Origin of the sequence: Echinicola jeungdonensis (genome assembly GCF_030409905.1) — a bacterium.
Taxonomy (GTDB): Bacteria; Bacteroidota; Bacteroidia; order Cytophagales; family Cyclobacteriaceae; genus Echinicola; species Echinicola jeungdonensis.
In genome coordinates this window covers 3,109,167-3,130,401 of record NZ_JAUFQT010000001.1, presented here as the reverse complement: position 1 = coordinate 3,130,401, position 21,235 = coordinate 3,109,167, and the positions used below count along the sequence as shown (strand labels likewise).

General features: G+C 42.0%; 12 protein-coding genes. All 12 read left to right on the top strand.

The genetic code is table 11. The annotated features are described in order from the left end of the window. Positions 1-225: 225 nt before the first annotated feature. The 12 genes from QWY93_RS13005 to QWY93_RS12950 all read left to right on the top strand — a co-directional run bounded on the left by QWY93_RS13005 (position 226) and on the right by QWY93_RS12950 (position 21,225). Positions 226-3,327 (top strand): SusC/RagA family TonB-linked outer membrane protein, encoded by a 3,102-nt coding sequence (locus QWY93_RS13005; RefSeq protein ID WP_290248698.1) that lies wholly within the window; start codon positions 226-228, stop codon positions 3,325-3,327. 19 nt (positions 3,328-3,346) lie between these two features. Then, a complete protein-coding gene (locus QWY93_RS13000) occupies positions 3,347-4,888 on the top strand; it encodes a RagB/SusD family nutrient uptake outer membrane protein (protein WP_290248697.1) in 1,542 nt (513 codons plus the stop codon). A gap of 39 nt (positions 4,889-4,927) precedes the next feature. Continuing rightward, positions 4,928-6,019 (top strand): LamG-like jellyroll fold domain-containing protein, encoded by a 1,092-nt coding sequence (locus QWY93_RS12995; RefSeq protein ID WP_290248694.1) that lies wholly within the window; start codon positions 4,928-4,930, stop codon positions 6,017-6,019. 67 nt (positions 6,020-6,086) lie between these two features. Continuing rightward, the gene (locus tag QWY93_RS12990; RefSeq protein ID WP_290248693.1) at positions 6,087-8,048 is read left to right on the top strand and encodes a glucoamylase family protein; all 1,962 of its coding nucleotides are present in this window, start codon (positions 6,087-6,089) and stop codon (positions 8,046-8,048) included. A 66-nt stretch (positions 8,049-8,114) separates the two neighbouring features. After that, on the top strand, positions 8,115-10,427 hold the full coding sequence (gene bglX / locus QWY93_RS12985; protein ID WP_290248692.1) for a beta-glucosidase BglX: 2,313 nt from the start codon (positions 8,115-8,117) through the stop codon (positions 10,425-10,427). A 71-nt stretch (positions 10,428-10,498) separates the two neighbouring features. After that, positions 10,499-11,998 carry a sulfatase family protein gene (locus QWY93_RS12980; RefSeq protein ID WP_290248691.1) on the top strand — a complete coding sequence of 500 codons (1,500 nt, stop codon included), beginning with the start codon at positions 10,499-10,501 and terminating at the stop codon, positions 11,996-11,998. A 12-nt stretch (positions 11,999-12,010) separates the two neighbouring features. Next, positions 12,011-12,820 (top strand): carboxylesterase family protein, encoded by an 810-nt coding sequence (locus QWY93_RS12975; RefSeq protein WP_290248690.1) that lies wholly within the window; start codon positions 12,011-12,013, stop codon positions 12,818-12,820. A 12-nt stretch (positions 12,821-12,832) separates the two neighbouring features. Next, a complete protein-coding gene (locus QWY93_RS12970) occupies positions 12,833-14,422 on the top strand; it encodes a glucoamylase family protein (protein ID WP_290248689.1) in 1,590 nt (529 codons plus the stop codon). Continuing rightward, complete coding sequence (locus QWY93_RS12965) at positions 14,419-15,399, top strand: metallophosphoesterase (RefSeq protein WP_290248688.1); 981 nt, start codon at positions 14,419-14,421, stop codon at positions 15,397-15,399. Before QWY93_RS12970 ends, QWY93_RS12965 begins: the two co-directional genes overlap by 4 nt. A gap of 8 nt (positions 15,400-15,407) precedes the next feature. After that, positions 15,408-17,648: a beta-glucosidase BglX gene (bglX, locus tag QWY93_RS12960; RefSeq protein ID WP_290248687.1), complete on the top strand. Its 2,241-nt coding sequence runs from the start codon at positions 15,408-15,410 to the stop codon at positions 17,646-17,648. A 139-nt stretch (positions 17,649-17,787) separates the two neighbouring features. Further along, the gene (locus QWY93_RS12955) at positions 17,788-19,593 is read left to right on the top strand and encodes a family 43 glycosylhydrolase (protein WP_290248686.1); all 1,806 of its coding nucleotides are present in this window, start codon (positions 17,788-17,790) and stop codon (positions 19,591-19,593) included. A gap of 48 nt (positions 19,594-19,641) precedes the next feature. Beyond that, positions 19,642-21,225, top strand: coding sequence for a glucoamylase family protein (locus QWY93_RS12950; RefSeq protein WP_290248685.1), 1,584 nt, complete (start codon positions 19,642-19,644; stop codon positions 21,223-21,225). The last annotated feature ends 10 nt before the right edge of the window (positions 21,226-21,235 follow it).

Here is a 21,235-nt window from a genome sequence, read left to right as displayed (position 1 = left end):
AATAAACCTCCTATAAACCCTCATAAAAGCTGTTTTTTACCGATATTAATCCGATATTTATTGTTGCTAATTCTCTATAATTTCAAGCCAACCCCCCCTTATTTTTTTTGATTTTTATCCGGCTTATCAATCTTTAACCTACCTTTTATTTCGCAAAGGGCGCTCTTGCAAACGATTGAAAATTTATTTGGAATTAAATTAGTAAAACCCAAAACCCAAACTCTTATGATTAACTCTTTACGAAACAGTAAGGAATCATGGAAACCCAAAATCCCTTATTTAGGAAAGCTATGGATGTTAATGGTAATGGCATTTTTGACCATTACCTTCTCCACAATTGCTCAACAAACAAATGTCTCGGGAACGGTATCAGACCCAAATGGGGAACCGATCCCCGGTGTAAACATTTTGGAAAAAGGAACCAATAATGGTACGGTAACCAATCTGGATGGTGAGTTCTCCTTTACAGTGAGTTCACCTGATGCAAGTTTGACTTTTTCATTTATCGGATTTCAAAGCCAGGAAATAACTTTAAATGGCCAGACCAACCTGAACGTAATCTTAACGGAAAGTATCAGTTCACTGGAGGAAGTGGTAATCATTGGTTATGGTACGCAAAGGGAAAAAGATTTGACTTCTGCTATTACAACAATAAAATCGGATGAAATTGTCCGAACTCCAACTTCCAATGCCATGCAATCCCTGCAAGGTAGAGTTGCCGGTGTGCAAATTGTAAGCAGCGGTGCTCCAGGCTCCTCCCCAACAGTACGGGTTAGGGGTGTGGGATCATTTGAAGGAGGTGCCGCCCCATTGTATGTAGTGGATGGGATGTTTTTTGAAAACATCGACTTCCTAAACCCCAATGACATTGAAACCATTTCAGTATTGAAAGATGCCTCTGCAGCTGCCATTTATGGTGTTAGGGCCTCTAACGGAGTGATTCTGATCGAAACCAAAACCGGAAATTACGAGCAGAAACCAGAAATAGTTTATGATGGTTATTATGGTACCCAGGTACCTCAAAATGTTTTGCAAATGGCCAACACCCAACAATTTGTTCAATATGTGAACGAAACTGGTTCAGCCGCAGACATTGCTTTTGTCAACAATGCCATGCAACGTTATGGCCGTAGCCGGATAGATCCCAATATTCCAGCCGTCAATACCGATTGGTATTCAGAAATTATGAGCCCGGCCTCCATCCAAAACCACAGTTTATCCTTTAATGGAGGGTCGGAAAAAACTAAATACTCTATTGGAGGAAGTTATTTCGACCAAGAAGGTTTACTTAATGAGACCCGAAACAATTATAAAAGGGTTAACATCAGGGCCAAAATGGATACTGAGATTAGGGATTGGATCACCGTAGGGGGCAATTTTAATTTCTCTGTAGCCAGACAATATGTGGGAGAAAATGCGGCTTGGTTTAGAAGCTATTTTGCCGTTCCAATCATTCCTGTTTATGACGAAACGAATACGGCTGCTAATCCTTTCCAATTGTCCAATGCCCAACAAATTGGTTACAGGGGTAGTCAAAACCCCTTTTATCCACTTTTATATAATGACAACAGGAAAAACATTGCCAAAATCAATGGTAACTTCCATTCTGAAATTCAAATCATTCCAAATATTCTCCGGTTCCGAACAGCATACAACTACAAATTGGAAACGATCAATGACCGAAATTTGAATTTTGCTTTTAATGATGGGGTTACCGAATCCCAATCTTCTATCAGAAGGCAAAGTTTCAGTGCCTATGATCAAATTTGGGACAACTTCTTCACTTATTCGAATTTCTTTGGAGATCATAACTTAACAGTAACACTTGGCCATTCCTTTAGAAGTGAATACAGTGAGGTTTTATTTGCCAGAGGGGAAGGAATTACTCCCAATCCAACTTGGGAAAACGAACAGTACTGGTACCTATCCAATGCCCAAAATTTTGACCTTAATTCCATTGGAGATTCAAATGGCTCTACCATTAATTCTCGCCTTTTTTATCAATCATTCTTTGGAAGAGTCGCATATAATTTTGATGAAAGGTACTTATTGTACGGAACCTTCCGTAGGGATGGTAATAATAAATTCCAGAAAAAATGGGGTAATTTCGCCACAGTTGCTGCTGGGTGGGCTATTACAGAAGAAGATTTCTTCCAAGTGGATGGCATAGACTTTTTAAAATTAAGGGCCTCATGGGGACAGCTGGGTAATGACGGTATCAGCCCTTCAGTGGGAGTTCCCACCCTGGAAGAAACCAGTGCAGCGATCAATGATGTCCGGGTGATTGGTAGAAGATTAAACCCAACATTTGACCTGATCGAACAATGGGAAACAACCGTCGAGAAAAACTTTGGATTGAACGCTAGATTTTTCGGAGACCGTTTATCCCTGGAAGCTGATTATTTTATCAGAGATACTGAAAACCTTTCCGTCAGCATCATCCCCCCTGTTTTCCGTTCTACGGAACGTAGAAGTGTCGGGGAAATCAGAAACCAAGGATTGGAAGTTTCCATAAACTGGAAAAATGCTGTTTCCAACGAATTCTCCTATTATATCGGAGGAAATTTTGCAACACTTAAAAATACCGTTCAAGGCCTAGGGGGTGCGGATGGTTTAGGTGCAGGATCTGCAGAATTCCGACAAATTTCTCGCATCGGCGAACCCTATCAAGCATTTTTTGGCTACGAGGTGGTAGGTGTGTTCCAAAGTGAAGAACAAATAAATAACAGTGGTTATACCCAGGAATTTATTAATGACAACAATCTGGTTCCAGGAGATTTCATTTTCAGGGACCAAAATGGAGACATGGTGGTCAATGATGAAGACAGGGTAATCCTTGGATCTTTCCTACCTGACCTCACCTATGGGGTCAACCTGGGAATTACTTACAAAAACCTGGATTTCTCTGCACTGATTCAAGGCCAATCAGGTCATGATATCCTCAACAGAAAAAGAGGGGAAGTCATCTTTACCAATGACACCAACATTGATGCTGAACTGGTCAAAAACCTCTGGAGAGGTGAAGGCACTTCCAATCGTTACCCTTCTGCTGCTGGAATAAGAAAAGGGTGGAACCAAAATATGAGCGATTATTTCGTAGAAGATGGTTCTTACTTCAGAGTACAAAATGTCCGGTTGACTTACTCCCTGCTTGACAAAGAATTGATGGGAATGATGATGCCGGCAACCAGCATCACCCTAACAGCGGAAAGGCCGCTGACGGTTTTTAATTACAACGGGTTTAATCCAGAAGTAGCTAATGGAATAGACCGACAGGTTTACCCAATCCCGGCTGTGTACACTGTAGGATTAAACGTCAAATTTTAATTAATAAACCAAGCAAACCATGAAAAATATAATATATAAAATATATGCCTTGGCAATGATATTGGCGCTGACCTTCACCACGTCTTGTAATGACCTGCTGGATGAGCCGTTAGAAAATGAACTCATTGCCCAAGAAACTGATTATTCCCAGTCAGAAGATATGGTCCTAATGCTTTATGGAGCATATGGCCAGTTTTATAATCTGCAATGGGAAACTTTCCCCATTATCTCCGTAAGGGGGGATGACGTCAATGCAGCTGGGGACCAGTTTCCTTTAATTGAAACTGATGAATTCCGCTATGACAGAAATTTCTGGATGTATAATTCTACCTGGCTGAACCTTTATTCCGATATTTTGTATTGGCATGGCGCCATGGAAGAAATCCAAAAATACGAGGAAGCAGGTGCCAATTCCACCAATTCCCAACAATATATTGCTGAAATTAAAGTATTGAGGGGGTTTGAACTTTTACAGCTTGCCAGATTGTGGGGAAGCATTCTTATACCGGAAAGCTCAGAGCCCAGCCATTTATTTAATGTGGAATTATCCACCTTTGAAGAGGTCATGCAACACATTTCCGACCAAATGGATGAGGCAATCCCTACCCTTCCTAGTGTCCATCCCAATCAGCGTTCGGATATACGCGGAGGCGTAACCCGTTCCACTGCATTGGCAGTAAAAGCAATGGCTCAGCTGGAACTGCAAAATTACCAACAGGTGGCTGATGCTACTGGACAAATTATTAGCAGTGGTTTGTTCACCTTGCAACCTGATTATTACCAATTATTTAAAATTCCAGGAAAATTAAGCGACGAGAACCTCTTGGAGCTTCAATATTCAGATTATGGAACATCTACAGGTACTGTAAACAGGTATTTATGGAACTTTTTCGGCCCATCAAGTTGGACTCCTGCAGTAGCAGGTGCCAGTTCCGGATGGGGCTTCTGGGAACCCAGTGTAAAATATATCAAGTTTATGCTTGACCGGGGAGAACGGGAAAGGCTCCAAACAACAGTATTGTTTACCCCTGATGGAATTTCAGAGATCCAATCCGATCCTAATTATTCTGACCTTCCAAATTGGATTTCCAATGAATCACCCGACGGGGATATTTTCAACAACCATCCCAGGTATAATTTCCTGAGCGGTAAGCATTACTTACCCTCCGTGCAATTAACCGAAGGAAGGTTTAACTATGGAGAAAATAAAAATTTCACTTGCATTAGGTATTCAGAAGTACTGCTTATGCACGCAGAAGCATTGGTCAATGGAGCAACCAGTTCTGCAATGTCTGCAGATGACGCAGTCAATGCGGTAAGATCCAGGGTGGGGTTGGGAAATATTACCGGAGTAACATTAGATCAGGTACTGGATGAAAAATTCGCTGAGTTTGGCATGGAATGGGGTATTCGTTTCTATGACCTTGTCCGCTATGGTAGGACTTCAGAATTGAACTACGGCGGTAGAGAATACGAACCAACGGAAGACCGGTTTCTCCCTTATCCTTTGGGGCAACAGGGAATTCTACCTCAGTTAAAAGAAGCAGCCGACCAAGGCTAATGACTCAGGGATTTTACCATTCAAAAAAATACTATGCAGATGAAAACCTTTAATATGATAATAGCAGCATTGCTCCTTTTAAGCTTTGGCTGTGATGATGAATATATTGATGATATCCAACATGTTGATCCGGGTTCCGATGAAGAAAGCCCGGAAGTAATGATCGACTACCCATTAGAGGGAACAATGATACGGGTGACGGAAGATGTGACCCCAATCAACATCCAATTCGAAGTAACAGATGATATAGAAATCCAATCTATAACCGTGAGCTTGGATGGAAGTGAAATTGCCACATTTGATAGTTTTATAGATTACAGAAGGGCAATTGAGGAATTTACTTATGAAAACCTCACCAATGGTCAACACACACTTACCATTGTTGCCACAGACATCAATGGAAAGTCCACAACAAGCAGTGTTAATTTTGAAAAAGTCCCTCCATATAATCCTGAATATGACGGTGAAATATTTTACATGCCATTTGATGGAGACTATATGGAATTGGTAAGCATCACAGAAGCAACCACAGTGGGTAACCCAGGGTTTGCTGGAGAGAGTGTCGAAGGCTTAAATGCCTATGCGGGTGCAACTGGATCTTACCTAACCCTTCCCACTACAGGGTTATTGAATAATGAAATCAGTGCTTCATTCTGGTATAAAATAAATGCTGACCCTACAAGGGCAGGGATTTTAGTAATTGGACCTCCAGATCCGGACAACCCCAATTCCCAAAACGATAGAACTGAAGGATTCAGGTTCTTTAGGGAAGGGGGCCCCACCAATCAGATCTTTAAATTAAATGTCGGGAATGGTGATGGAGAAAATTGGTTTGACGGTGGTGCTGCAGCATCTATTGACCCCACTACTAACACTGGATGGGTCCATATGGCTTTTACCATTTCTGAAGCAGCATGTGCAGTTTACATCAATGGAGAAGTGGTCAGCCAGGGCAGCTTTCCTGGAATTAGCTGGGCGGAATGTGATATTATTTCCATTGCATCAGGTGCTCCGAGGTTTACTGGATTCAACCACTTATCTGATTTGAGCTTTATTGATGAATTACGAATCTTTAATAAAGCCCTTACAGCAAGTGAGATTCAGGAAATCATGGCAAACGAACAACCTTAAGCCTATTGTTGATAACCAAAAGGACCCGGAAAATTTCCGGGTCCTCATTTAACTTTACTCGTAAAAAATGCGGTATTCTCTGCTTCTTTTAGTCTGCCTTGCCCTTTTTTTCAGATGTAATGATGATGAAAACGGGGATCCATCTTTTGGGTTGTTGGAGGTTTCTGCAGGGGATTTGACAATCAATTTGAATGCTCCTATAACTGAAAACATTCCTGTAGACCGATCTATTACCCTAACATTTTCAAGTCCGGTTTCACCTTCTCATGTGGCGGGGGCGATCACCTTGCATGAAGGAAACACTCCGGTCAACATTACCACCAACCTCCTATCCGGAAATCGATCTGTCGTGATCAATTCCCAGGGAGTTTTGAAAAGGGGAACCCAATACCGGATAGAAATATCAAATTCTCTAAAAAGTGCCAATGGAGTTAACTTTCCAAGAAAAGAGGTGTTTTTCAAGACCATCCTTGAGGAAATTCAAGTTGGATCATTCACCATCGAAAACAGTAATTCAACTCCAACCGGAACCATTGTTGATGTTCCTGTTTCCTTTTCCATAAAGGTCCAATTTTCAATCCCCATCGATCAGGAATCCCTGCAAAATGCAATAAGTCTTAACGGACCCAATGCACCAAATTTGCAATATTCCTTTTCCAATGACGGCCGGGAGGTCACCATTACCGGTAATACCGCTCTCCAATTTCTTTCCCAATACACCCTTGAAATTGATGAATCTTTAAAAGGTATCAATGGCGAAACTTTTGAAGGGTTTACGGAATCATTTTATGCTGAAATTGACGAATCCCCAAAGTTCCCAATGATATCAGAAGAGGAACTGATGACCAAAGTTCAGGCTCAAACATTCCGTTATTTCTGGGATTTTGCCCATGAAAATAGTGGACTCGCAAGGGAAAGGAATACTTCAGGCAATTTGGTCACCATTGGAGGATCAGGCTTTGGGGTAATGGCTTTGATTGTGGGGGTAGAAAGAGGCTTTATCACCAGGAATCAAGCGGTGGAAAGGTGGACCAAAATTGTCAATTTCCTTGCTCAAGCCGATCGATTCCATGGTGTATGGCCCCATTGGATGAATGGTAATACAGGGGAAACCATTCCATTTAGCCAAAGAGATAATGGTGGTGATTTGGTTGAAACAGCCTTCATGATTCAGGGACTGCTTTCCGTTAAAGCTTACCTGAATCAAAACATTCCGGAGGAGAAAGCAATCATAGATACCATCACCCAACTTTGGCATGAAGTGGAATGGGATTGGTACACACAAGGGGGGCAAGATGTTTTGTATTGGCATTGGTCTCCTGAATACCAGTGGGAAATAAACCTTCCCATAAGAGGTTATAATGAATCTTTGATTGTATACGTACTGGCAGCATCCTCCCCTACTTACCCTATTGAAAAGGCAGTTTATGATCAGGGCTGGGCCAGACAAGGAGGAATCATCAATGGGCAAACTTACTACCAATATAACCTACCACTGGGAAATGAATATGGAGGCCCTTTGTTTTTTGCCCATTATAGTTTTCTGGGCCTGGACCCTAGAAATTTATCTGATCAATATGCCAACTATTGGGAGCAAAATGTAAATCACTCCCTCATCAATCAGGCATATTGTGCAAGGAACCCAAAAGGTTTTGTGGGTTATTCGGAAAATAGTTGGGGGCTCACTGCAAGTGATAATCATTTGGGATACTCCGCCCATTCCCCTACCAATGACCTTGGAGTCATTACTCCAACAGCTGCGCTTTCTTCATTTCCCTACACCCCGGAGGGATCCATGAAAGCATTAAATCACTATTACTATTTGCTTGGGGACCGATTATGGGGAGATTATGGATTTTATGATGCTTTCAATATAACTGAAGGATGGTATGCCGACAGTTATCTGGCCATCGATCAGGGTCCAATCATTATCATGATAGAAAATCACCGTACCGGTTTGTTGTGGGATCTATTTATGGAAGACCAAGACATTCGTTCCGGATTGGGGCGGCTCGACTTTAGCTATTAAGATCATACCTATTAAACCTAATCAATATTAAAAATGAAGCTTTTACCCAAAAAACCTATTTCTTATATGCTCAAATGTTTAAATCCAAAAAAACTTTTGATAGGCGTCATATTCTCCATTGTAGGCCTTGGATCTTGTTCACCGCCTGCAAGCAAAGAAAGCGTGGAGGATCAATGGACTCAAAAGGCGGATTCTGTTTTGGCTTTAATGACCCTAGAAGAAAAAATTGGCCAGTTGAATTTACCTGCAGCAGGTGATTTCACCACCGGCCAGGCTGCCAGTTCAAATATTGCCGAGAAGATCAAAGCTGGAAAGGTTGGTGGTCTTTTCAATATCAAAACCGTTGAAAAAATCAGGGATGTGCAGCAAGTGGCAGTTGAGGAAAGCCGCTTGGGAATCCCGTTATTATTTGCAATGGATGTCATACACGGATACGAAACCGTTTTCCCAATTCCCTTAGGTTTATCCTGCAGTTGGGACTTGGATCTGATAGAAAAATCAGCCAGGGTGGCAGCCAGGGAGGCAAGTGCTGACGGGATACATTGGACCTTTTCTCCGATGACGGACATTTCAAGGGATCCTAGATGGGGCAGGGTTTCTGAAGGCAGTGGAGAGGATCCTTATCTGGGAGCTCAAATTGCCAAAGCCATGGTAAGGGGCTATCAGGGAGAAGACCTGAGCCAGCCTAACACCATCTTGGCCTGCGTCAAACATTTTGCGTTATATGGAGCACCCGAAGCAGGAAGGGATTACAACACCGTTGACATGAGCCGCCAAAGGATGTACAATGAATATTTCCCCCCTTATAAAGCAGCTGTAGAGGCCGGGGTAGAAACCGTGATGACCGCCTTCAATGAAGTGGAGGGAATCCCTGCTAGTGGCAATAAATGGCTTTTTACTGAAGTTTTAAGAAACCAATGGGGCTTTGATGGATTTGTGGTGACAGATTATACCGCCATTAATGAAATGATTGCCCATGGCATGGGTGATTTGCAGACGGTTTCAGCCCTGGCGCTTAATGCCGGTATCCATATGGATATGGTCGGGGAAGGATTTTTAACTACTCTTCAAAAATCCCTTGAAGAAGGAATCATTACAGAAAAACAAATTGATGATGCCTGCAGATTGATTTTAAAGGCCAAGATTAAACTGGGCCTATTTGATGATCCTTATCGTTACTGCGATCTTGAAAGGTCCAAAAAAGAAGTTTTTTCAAATGAAAACAGGCAAATCGCACGGGAAATAGCCGCTCAAACATTTGTCCTCCTCAAAAATCAGGACCAGATCCTTCCCCTCAAAAAGGAAGGCACTATTGCATTGATCGGTCCCATGGCTGATAATAAGCAAAATATGCCGGGAACCTGGAGTGTGGCAGCAAGATTTGATGAATCCATATCGCTTAAAGAAGGTATTGAAAAGGCTATTGGGGATAAGGCTCGCATTGTAACGGCAAAAGGAGCCAATTTTGTGGAAAACCCTGAACTGGAATCCAGGATCAGTGTTTTTGGAAAACCAACCTATAGGGATGACCGGTCCGAAGAGGCTTTGATCCAGGAAGCCCTAGAAGTAGCAAGTGGAGCAGATGTAATTGTGGCAGCTATGGGAGAATCTGCTGAAATGAGTGGTGAATCATCCAGCCGTAGCAATATAGAATTACCTGAAACCCAAAGGAATTTATTAAAAGCCTTGGTAAAAACCGGAAAGCCAGTGGTTATGGTGCTTTTTACTGGCAGACCTTTAGCCATCAATTGGGAAAAGGAAAATATTCCTTCCATTCTCAATGTTTGGTTTGCTGGCAGTGAAGGTGGGGACGCTATTTCAGATGTATTATTTGGAGATGTAAATCCTTCTGGAAAACTCACTTCCACCTTTCCCCAAAACACAGGACAAATTCCAATTTACTATAACCATAAAAACACTGGCAGACCATTACCTGAGGGAGAATGGTTCCAAAAATTCCGCTCCAATTTCCTGGATGTTTCCAATAAGCCCTTATATCCATTTGGCTATGGTCTGAGCTATACCACCTTTGAATATGGTGATATCAATCTAAGCAGCAACAACTTGGAAAGGGATCAAAAACTTACTGCAAGTATCTCATTAGCTAACACCGGTGATTATGATGGAGCAGAAGTGGTCCAATTATATATCAGGGATTTGGTAGGTACAATGACCCGCCCAGTTAAGGAGTTAAAAGGATTTCAAAAGGTTTTCCTCAAAGCCGGAGAAACCAAAACAATAGAATTTGAAATCAGCCCAGAGGACCTAAAATTCTATAACCATAATCTGGATTATGTTTGGGAACCTGGAGAATTTGAGATCATGATAGGGGGAAATTCCAGTGAGGTCTCCACAGGAAAAGTTAATTGGACAAAATAAAGCAATCCCCCTCTTCAGGGTGATTCTAAAATTTCACTTAGCAAACACGAATAACCCAAAATAATCTCAAAATGCATAAAAATGTATTCATAATAATATTATTAGTTTATTGCCTCAATATCCAAGCATTCGGGCAAAAGGAAAAACCCAATATTGTTTTTATCCTTTCCGACGATCACAGATATGATTTTATGGGATTTACCGGGGCGGTGCCAGGTCTTCAAACTCCCAATATGGACCGATTAGCCAATGAGGGTGCTCATATGGTCAATGCCTTTGTCAGCACTTCACTTTGTTCTCCCAGCAGGGCCTCCATTTTGACCGGGCAGTATGCCCACACCCATACCATTGTGGACAATAGCGCACCATTGCCCGAAGGCTTGACCTTCTTTCCTCAATACCTTCAGGAAATGGATTACAAAACCGGATTTTTCGGAAAATGGCACATGGGAAATACTGATGACATGCCCCAGCCAGGTTTTGACCACTGGGTGAGTTTCCGGGGACAAGGGGTTTATTATAATCCTGAGTTTAATATAAATGGTGAAAGGATTCAACAACCGGAGGGAAGTTACACTTCTGACAGGCTAACTGACCATGCTTTGGATTGGCTCAATAGCTTAAAGGAAGACCAACCCTTTATGCTTTATCTTTCCCACAAGGCTGTCCATTCCGAATTTATGCCGGCCGAAAGGCATAAAGGAATGTATGACACCCTTCCCATTGTCACCCCTCCATCTATGTACTTGACTGCAACAGATAGCAGTGAATTTTATGGGGACATCAATAAATCCCCAGAAACCCATGTGAATTTTAAAGATATACCTGATTGGGTAAGGGCACAGCGATATAGCTGGCATGGAGTAGATCATATGTACCATGGCCAAATCCCCTTTGATAAATTTTATAAAAGGTATCTGGAAACTCTAATGGCATTGGATGAAAGCATTGGAAGAGTGATGGATTGGCTGGAAGAAAAAGGCCTTGAAGAAAACACCATCGTGATTTATATGGGGGACAATGGTTTTTCTTTTGGCGAGCATGGCCTGATCGATAAGCGGCATGCATATGAAGAATCCATGAAAGTGCCCATGCTGGTAAAATATCCATCAAAAGTTCAGCCGGGTGTAAAGGTAAATTCCATGGTCATGAATATTGATATTGCCCCTACTTTATTAGAAGTGGCAGGATTGGACCAAACGCCTGAACAGATTCAGGGAAGATCGTTTCTGCCCTTATTGGAGCAAAAAGAAATTCCATGGAGGGACAGGGTATTTTATGAGTATTATTGGGAAATGGCCTTTCCTTCCACCCCAACCGTCTTTGCAATCAGAACAGACCAATACAAATATATTTTCAACCATGGGGTTTGGGACATCAATGAATTATATGATATCAAAAATGACCCCTACGAAATGAATAATCTGATCCGTGATCCTGATTTCAAGGAATTATCCAAAGACCTCAGAAACCAAGTATGGAACTGGTTAGAGGGTACCGGAGGAAGTCAAATTCCACTAAAACCCATTCGGCATCCAAAACTTGACCACCGTTTTAAAGGCACATTTTAAACCAGTAAAAAAATGAAAATTCCTATTAATATCCTTTTCATCCTTCTCGGCACCATGGTGTTTTTGGCTTCAAGTGGCAATTCATTTGGTCAGGACAAAGACTTATTTCAAAAAAAGACCTTTCAATTTTCCAATGGGGATTCCTTATTGTACAGGATTCTTTTTCCTAAGGATTATGAAAAAGGAAAGGAGTTCCCATTGGTGCTTTTCCTCCATGGTGCAGGTGAAAGGGGTAATGATAATGAAAAACAATTGATACATGGGGCTTCCCTTTTCTTAGAAGAGGAAAACAGGGAAAAATTTCCTGCAATAGTTGTTTTCCCTCAATGTCCTGAAGACCAGTATTGGATAGATATAAGTATCCGTTCTGAACTTAGAGGTAAAGGTGATCCCGATTTTGACCAAACCAAGAATGCACCCTCCGAGGAGCTCACCATGGTCAACAAACTGGTTGAGCATCTTGTAAAAAATGAAAAGGTAAATAAAAAGAGGCTTTACCTCATGGGCCTTTCCATGGGAGGGTTTGGGACCTTTGAAACTTTGGGCAGGTGGCCAAAAAAATATGCAGCTGCAGTGGCTATTTGCGGGGGTGGAAATCTTTCCCTGACAAAAAAATATGCAAAAAACACTGCTGTTTGGATTGCCCATGGTGCTAAGGACGATATCGTGCCAATTGAATTGTCCGAAAAAATTTACAATCAATTGAAAGACCAAGGGGCTGAAGTAATGTTTACTGTTTATCCAGATGCCAATCATAATTCCTGGGATCCAACATTTGAAAACCCAGCATTACTCCCCTGGCTTTTTTCCCATAAAAAATAAACCCTCAATCCTATGAAATACAACCTATACTTACCGATTACCCTATTGTTGCTTCCCTTCGTTTTGGGCTGTGGTCCGGCAAAAAAGGAATCTGACGGTAATATCATTGCAAAAGGATATGACCGCCATGTGGAATTGCATTGGCCGGCTGCATCCCAAGCAAGCTCCTATCTGATACTTGTTAGTTCAGATGGAAAAAATTTCTCCCCAAGGGCAACAGTTCAGGATACCATGTATATGGACTTTGTTAATGATTTGGGTCAAAACCTTAACCTTAATTACAAAATCGTGGCCTTAAATGAAAACAAGGAGGAAACTGAGTTGGGAAGCACCATGGTTACCACAAATGATTTTTCTGAGGAGGAATTATTGAATATGGTACAATATTACACCTTCAGGTATTTTTGGGAAGGGGCCGAGCCCAATTCAGGAATGGCACGGGAAAGGATTCATATTGATGGAGAATACCCTCAGAATGACAGGAATGTAGTCACAACAGGAGGTACCGGATTTGGCATATTTGGGATTTTGGCCGGAATAGAAAGAAGGTGGATCACAAGACAGGAAGGAGTTGATCGTTTTGAAAAAATGGTCAACTTTCTCGAAAATGCCGACCGTTTTCATGGAGTCTGGCCCCATTGGCTTCATGGGGAAACAGGAAAGGTTAAACCATTCAGCCCAAAAGACAATGGGGGTGACTTAGTAGAATCCGCCTTCCTGATGCAGGGCCTGTTGGCGGTTCGGGAATATTTTAAAAATGGTAATGATCAAGAAAAAGCCATAGCCCAAAAAATCGATGAACTGTGGAAGGCCATGGAATGGGACTGGTACACCAAAGGAGGTGAAGATGTTTTATACTGGCACTGGTCACCCAATCATGGATGGGAAATGGACTTTCCATTAAAAGGATATAACGAATGCCTGATTACTTATATCCTGGCAGCCTCCTCACCTACCCATGGAGTTCCTGCCAAAGTTTACCATGAGGGTTGGGCCAGAAATGGAGATATCAACACCCTGGTAAATCCTTATGATTATCAACTCACCCTTAAACATAATGGTGCAGAAAAAATGGGCGGACCGTTGTTCTGGGCCCACTATTCCTATATCGGACTTAACCCAAAGGGCTTGGAGGATCAATACGCCAATTACTGGAAGGAAAATACTAACCACACTTTAATCAACCGTGCCTGGTGTGTTGAAAACAGCCAAGGATACAAAGGTTATGGGGAGGATTTATGGGGATTGACAGCAAGTTATTCTGTCAATGGTTATGCTGGCCATCGTCCTGGAAAGGATTTTGGGGTAATCTCCCCCACTGCAGCACTTTCCTCTTTTCCATATACCCCTGAAGAATCCATGAAAGTCCTTAAAAACCTCTATTATAATTACGGGGATAGGGTTTTTGGCAGATATGGTTTTTATGATGCCCTTAGCCCTGAGGAAAATTATTACCCTAAAAGATACCTGGCCATTGACCAGGGGCCTATTGTAGCCATGATAGAAAATCATCGATCAGGCTTGGGTTGGAAACTCTTTATGCAAGCTCCCGAAATCCAAAATGGATTAGAAAAGTTGGGTTTTAACAGGGAGGCTAAATGAAAAAATCAATTCTAATCCTCACCTTAATTCTCATAATTGGGTTTAAGGAATATTCAATTGGGCAAAGCCTAAAGTTGGTAATATTACCTGACACCCAATCCTATCTCGAATCCTGCCCAGAAATCATGGAATCCCAATTTAAGTGGTTGGCCAAAAACAAAGACAAGGTGGACATGGTACTTCATGTAGGGGACATTACCCAAAGTAACACACCCGCAGAATGGGCTTTAGCAGGTAAATATTTTGACCATATCAATGGAAAAATCCCCTATGCACTGTCGCTTGGAAATCACGATTTTGGAAGCGGGCCAGGGAAATATGCAGATAACCGGGACAGTCAATTAGCCAATAAATACTTCCCCCTGGACACCCTAAAAAAATATACCCCCATACAGGGGGAATTTGAAAAAGATAAAATTGACAATGCATACTATACTTTTGAGAAAAAAGGGGGCAAATGGTTGATTCTTTCTCTGGAGTTTGGGCCCACGGATGAAATGCTTGCTTGGGCCAATGAAGTTGCCAGAGCACATCCTGACCATAAGATTATCCTTTTAACCCATAGTTATATGTATGTCGGAAACAAGCGTCAGAGTGAAGGGGACGATTGGCGTCCCCATGGGTATGGAATAGGAAAAAACAATCCAGAAAATGCCCCTAACGACGGCCAACAAATCTGGAAAAAACTTGTTTCCAAACATCCTAATTTTCTATTCACTTTCTCGGGACATGTCCTTCATGAGGGGCTTGGAAAGCTGGTGAGCAAAGGTGAGCATGGAAATAAAGTGTATCAGTTTTTAGCCAATTACCAAAGGGGAGTACAGGGTTATGGAAATGGCTGCAATGGATACCTGAGAATTGTCAATATTGATTTAGACAGAGATCAATTGGAAATAAAAACTTATTCCCCATGGTTGGATCAATGGCTTGATGACAGTGAAAACCATTTCACCCTTCAACTTAAAATGAAGCATTAGAATTAAATATGAAAACGAAATTATTTCTCTTTTTCCTTTTGATTACAGGCATAGTGCAAGCACAAGAAAAGGAAATGGATGAGTTTATTAATGAGCTCATGAGTAAAATGACCCTAGAAGAAAAGCTGGGACAACTTAATTTGTCATACGGGATAGGCGAATTAAAAGTAATTTCAGAAGACGAAGGCCCCATTGACTTTATAAAACAAGGATTAATCGGAGCTTCAGGAGGATATGAAGGCCAGAAGGCTGCAGTAAACGGCTCAAGGCTTGGTATTCCTTTAATAACAGGTGTTGATGTAATACACGGGTATAAAACAACCTTTCCAATACCTTTGGCAATGTCCTGTATGTGGGATGTTGAAAGGATTGAAAAAATGGCCCGTATTTCAGCGGTTGAAGCCAGCGCAGGTGGCATTAACTGGACTTACTCCCCAATGGTGGATATCTCCCGCGATCCGAGATGGGGCCGTGTGGCTGAAGGAGCCGGAGAAGACCCTTACTTGGGAAGTTTGATCGCAAAGGCTTATGTAAGAGGTTATCAAGGCGATGACTTGTCAAAAGAAAACACAATAATGGCCTGTGTAAAGCATTTTGCCCTGTACGGTGCAGCCGAAGCCGGACGAGACTACAATACGGTTGACATGAGTAGAATAGCCATGTTCCAGGATTATCTTCCGCCCTATAAAGCCGCTTTTGATGAAGGGGCAGGATCTGCCATGACCTCTTTTAATGTAATAGATATGGTCCCTGCTACAGGAAACAAATGGTTGATGACCGATCTTTTGAGAGACAAATGGGGCTTCGATGGGTTTGTAGTAACGGATTATACAGCAATTAACGAAATGATTCATCATGGATTAGGTGACCTGTCAACTGTTTCTGTAAAAGCGTTGAAAGCCGGTGTGGATATGGATATGATGGGACAGGGTTATATCGGGACTCTGGGTAAATCACTTAAAGAAGGTAAAGTATCACAAGAGGAATTAGACCAGGCTTGTCGCCGGGTTTTGGAGGCAAAATATAAATTGGGCTTGTTCAAAAAGCCTTTTCAGTACCACGATAAAGACCGCGCAAAAAAATACTGGTTGTGTGATGAACACCAGGCGTTTGCAAGGGATTTAGCAGCTCGCTCATGTGTATTACTCAAAAACCACAATGAGCTGCTTCCATTAAAAAAAGAAGGAACAATTGCGGTGATAGGTCCCCTTGCCAATTCAAAAGAAGACATGCTGGGAACCTGGGCGGCTACTTCTGATACCACTGATATCATTTCGATTGTTGATGGTATTAGAAATGTGGCTGGGGAGAGCTCTAATGTATTGCATGCACGGGGTTCTTATTTTACCGAAGATCACTTTTTGTTGAACAGGAAAAGGCCGAAAGAGGACCAGCTTACAATTGATCCCAAAAAATCAGAAAAATTATTAACCGAAGCTTTGGAAACTGCCCAAAAATCGGATGTAATAGTTGCTGTATTGGGAGAACCAAGAAGCTGGTCAGGTGAAGCTTCCAGTCGTGCAAACATCAGCCTGCCTCAATGTCAAAAAAAGCTTCTCAAATTACTTTTAGAAACTGGTAAACCGGTTGTGCTTATCTTAAGTAACGGCAGACCCTTAACCCTAAGCTGGGAAAATGAAAATGTTGATGCCATTCTGGAAACCTGGCATGCAGGAGTTCAGGCAGGAAATGGTATTGCCGATGTATTGTTCGGGAATTACAACCCAGCAGGCAAACTTACCATGACTTTCCCCAGGGAAGTTGGCCAGATTCCAATTTATTATAACCACAAAAGAACAGGTAGGCCAGAAAATGACCATTCAATTTTCACCTCAAGGTACCTCGATGTTTCTAATTCTCCCCTATTCCCCTTTGGGTATGGCCTGAGTTATACCACCTTTGATTACAGTGATATTATATTAAGTAAGGATGAACTTATCGGAGATGATCAGTTGGTAGCCTCAGTAACTGTTTCAAATACCGGAGATTATACCGGAGAGGAAGTGGTTCAGTTATACATAAACGACCCTTCCGCATCTGTTTCAAGATCAGTAAAGGAACTCAAAGCATATAAAAAGGTTAAACTGGCACCGGGAGAGTCTAAGAAGGTTGATTTCGCTATTACTCCGGAAGAACTCAAATTCTACAACAGCGATTTAGAGTATGACTGGGAACCAGGGGCTTTCAATATTTACATCGGAACCAATTCATCGGACGTAAAATCAGCGCAGGTTCATTGGAAAAAGTAACTAAATGGAATAAAAAGTTTCCATTTGGGAACCTGACAAAACACTTTGTTTTCCAACCTTGAAAATTAAGGAGCCACTACCGCAAAAAGTGAGTGAGATTCACTCCGGTTTTTCTCGGGGAATTAAAAACACCAAACTTATGAAAAAGCTAAATTTAATATTTGCATCCCTAATTCTGCTCCTAAGCACCCCTATCCGTGCTCAGGAGATCGTGCCTCAAACCTACTGCAACCCGCTGGATATAGACTATACCTACATGGTCTATAATTCGGCAAGAAACATTTCTTATCGCTCAGGTGCTGATCCCGCAGTGATTGAATTTCGCGGCGAATATTACATGTTCGTTACCCGCTCCTTCGGTTATTGGTATTCCACCGACTTGGTCAACTGGGATTTTATAAAACCCGAACAGTGGTATTTCGAGGGATGCAACGCCCCAACCGCTTTTAATTACAAAGATTCGGTAGTTTACTTTGCAGGCGATCCAGCAGGGTATGGAAGCATCCTTTATACCGATGACCCGAAAAGCGGTAAATGGACACCAACCCCTTCAATTTCCAATAATATCCAAGATTCTGAATTATTTATCGATGATGACGGAAAAACTTATTTGTACTGGGGCTCATCCAATGTGCACCCCATTCGCGTAAAAATGTTGAACAAAGATGACCGCTTTCTTGAAACCGGTGTAAAGAAAGATTTAATCAACCTTGTCGAAGAAGAGCATGGTTGGGAAAGGTTTGGGGAAAATAACTTTCACCCTACCCTAAAAGAAGGCTATATGGAAGGTGCTTCCATGACCAAGCACAATGGCAAATACTATTTGCAATATGCAGCACCTGGAACGCAATTCAATGTATACGGTGATGGGGTTTATGTGAGCGATTCTCCACTTGGGCCTTTTACCTATATGAAAAATAATCCCATGAGCTTTAAACCAGGGGGATTCACCAATGGTGCAGGACATGGGATTACTGTAAAACAAACCAATGGTCAATACTGGCATTTTGCCACCATGGCTTTGGCTTCAAATTCTCATTGGGAACGCCGGCTTTGTATGTTCCCTACCTATTTTGATGATGAAGGATTGATGTATTCAAACACCCATTATGGCGATTATCCCCGCTATGCACCAAACCACCCAACCAAAGCTGGTGAACACTGTGGCTGGATGTTACTTTCCTATAAGGGGAAAACAACAGTCTCCTCATCGAAAATGCAAATCAAAAAAAGCACCTCAACAGATGATGAATTTGAAATAACAGAAATGCCACTGGAAAAAAGTGATGATGGAGAGATTTTATCAAAAGTGTTGACCGATGAAAGTCCCAAATCATTTTGGGTAGCGGAGGCCAATAATGATCAGCAATGGGTGGAGATTGAAATGCTTAAGCCAGGTCAAATATATGCTTTACAGCTAAATTTTCACGACCATGAATCGGGCATTTATACACGTACTGAAGGTTTGCGACACCGATTTACCATCGAAGTTTCAGAGGATGGGAAAAGCTGGAAAACTGTAGTGGACCGAAGTGAAAGCTATGAGGATGCCCCTAATGCATACATTGTACTCACCCAGCCTGTTGAAGGGAAATATGTTCGCTACAATAATGTAAAAGTTCCGGGAAACAATTTTGCACTCTCTGAAATCAGGGTATTTGGAAAAGGTTTTGGGAAAAAACCTGCTAAAGTAAAGGGCTTAATTGTTGACCGGAAAGAAGATCGACGGGATGCATTTTTGTCCTGGAAACCTGTAAAAGGGGCCCAAGGCTATAACATTCGATGGGGTATTGCCCCTGATAAATTGTACCAGTCCTGGTTACTGTACGATACAACAGAACACTTCATGCGATGTCTGGACAGGGACACGAAATATTACTTTTCTATAGAATCATTTAACGAGAATGGCATTTCGGAGAAAACAGAAGTCATAGAAGTTGAGTAGTTATAAAATAAAACTAGATTAAGAAAAGAAGCAAAAAGTATGAGAAAGATGAGGTTAATCCTAGTGTTTTTTGCGGTACTGATAGGTTCGCAGACCTATGCCAATAATAACTTCAAAGTTAAAGGCTATGACAGTCATGTGGAACTGACTTGGGACAAAGATGAGAATGTAGACTTTTACCGCATTTATGCCAAAACAGGAACAGAGGAAAGATTCTTATTTCGGGGCGAAACAAATGAAGATTATTACCTTGACTTTGTGACTGATTTAGGAAGAAACATCGAACTTTCCTATAAATTGGTCCCCGTTGTTGATGACAAAGAAAACAAAGCTTTGAGGCCAAAAACAACCTCTGTGCATGATTTTACCGAGGAAGAGTTGCTGGACATGGTACAGCAATACACGTTCCGCTACTTCTGGGAGTTTGGAGAGCCTAATACCGGTTTATCACATGAGCGGACGCATAGCAAACAAGGAAATATTGTCACCATTGGAGGAAGTGGGTTTGGGGTGATGACCCTTATTGTGGGGGTTGAACGGGGCTGGATAAGCCGGCAACAGGCAGTTGACCGCTTATTGCATGCCACCGATTTTTTACAGAATACCGATCGTTTTCATGGCATGTGGGCCCATTGGTACAATGCCGAAACAGGCACTGTCCGTGAGTTTGGCAAAATGGACAATGGAGGCGATATCGTAGAAAGTGCCTTTATGATGCAAGGATTGCTTACTGCAAAACAATATTTCAATGAAGACAACAAGAAGGAAACCCAATTACGTGACCGCATCACAAAACTCTGGCATGAAATGGATTGGGCATGGTATACCAACGGTGGCAATCAGCTGATTTGGCATTGGTCACCCAACCACGGTTTTGCTAAAAATCATGGGATTAGAGGATATAACGAATGTCTTATTGCTTACATACTGGGCGTTTGTTCGCCAACAAATCCGATTCCGGAGGAGGCTTATCATGAAAGTTGGGCAGGCTGGGACAATCCCAACTTTGCCAACTACACGGAATACTTTGGAATGGTGCTCCCCTTGGGTAACAAGCGTTGGTATGGCGGCCCCTTGTTTTTTGCCCATTACTCCTACTTGGGGCTCGACCCTCGCGGTCTATCCGACAAATACGCCAACTACTGGGTCCAAAACAGAAGACATACCCTCATCAACCGGGCCTATTGTATCGATAATCCTTATGGTTACCCTGGGTACGGGGAAGATTTCTGGGGAATTACCGCAGGTGATCGGGTGCCTGAAGGATATTCAGCACATGCGCCTGGCTATATCCGTGATCAAGGGACCATCACTCCAACGGCCGCCCTTTCTTCCATGCCTTATACACCCGATGAATCAATAAAAGTGTTGAAAAACCTTTACCGAAATTACGGCAAAGAACTTTGGGGACCTTATGGTTTTTATGACGGTATAAACCTAAGTGTATCGGATGTTCCTGAAGAACAGGTTCGTAAAACCTATATCGGAATCGACCAGGGTCCTATTATTATCATGATAGAGAACTATCGGTCGGGTTTGCTTTGGGAAAACTTTATGAAAAACCAAGATATCCTCAGTGGACTCAATCGATTAGGTTTTAAACGCTACGGAAAAAAAATCACACCGCAATAATATGTCGAAA

Bases quoted from the DNA above. Each gene is read 5' to 3' on its own strand.
- QWY93_RS13005 (WP_290248698.1), top strand. From the start codon at position 226: ATGATTAACTCTTTACGAAACAGTAAGGAATCATGGAAACCCAAAATC.
- QWY93_RS13000 (WP_290248697.1), top strand. From the start codon at position 3,347: ATGAAAAATATAATATATAAAATATATGCCTTGGCAATGATATTGGCG.
- QWY93_RS12995 (WP_290248694.1), top strand. From the start codon at position 4,928: ATGAAAACCTTTAATATGATAATAGCAGCATTGCTCCTTTTAAGCTTT.
- QWY93_RS12990 (WP_290248693.1), top strand. From the start codon at position 6,087: ATGCGGTATTCTCTGCTTCTTTTAGTCTGCCTTGCCCTTTTTTTCAGA.
- bglX (WP_290248692.1), top strand. From the start codon at position 8,115: ATGCTCAAATGTTTAAATCCAAAAAAACTTTTGATAGGCGTCATATTC.
- QWY93_RS12980 (WP_290248691.1), top strand. From the start codon at position 10,499: ATGCATAAAAATGTATTCATAATAATATTATTAGTTTATTGCCTCAAT.
- QWY93_RS12975 (WP_290248690.1), top strand. From the start codon at position 12,011: ATGAAAATTCCTATTAATATCCTTTTCATCCTTCTCGGCACCATGGTG.
- QWY93_RS12970 (WP_290248689.1), top strand. From the start codon at position 12,833: ATGAAATACAACCTATACTTACCGATTACCCTATTGTTGCTTCCCTTC.
- QWY93_RS12965 (WP_290248688.1), top strand. From the start codon at position 14,419: ATGAAAAAATCAATTCTAATCCTCACCTTAATTCTCATAATTGGGTTT.
- bglX (WP_290248687.1), top strand. From the start codon at position 15,408: ATGAAAACGAAATTATTTCTCTTTTTCCTTTTGATTACAGGCATAGTG.
- QWY93_RS12955 (WP_290248686.1), top strand. From the start codon at position 17,788: ATGAAAAAGCTAAATTTAATATTTGCATCCCTAATTCTGCTCCTAAGC.
- QWY93_RS12950 (WP_290248685.1), top strand. From the start codon at position 19,642: ATGAGGTTAATCCTAGTGTTTTTTGCGGTACTGATAGGTTCGCAGACC.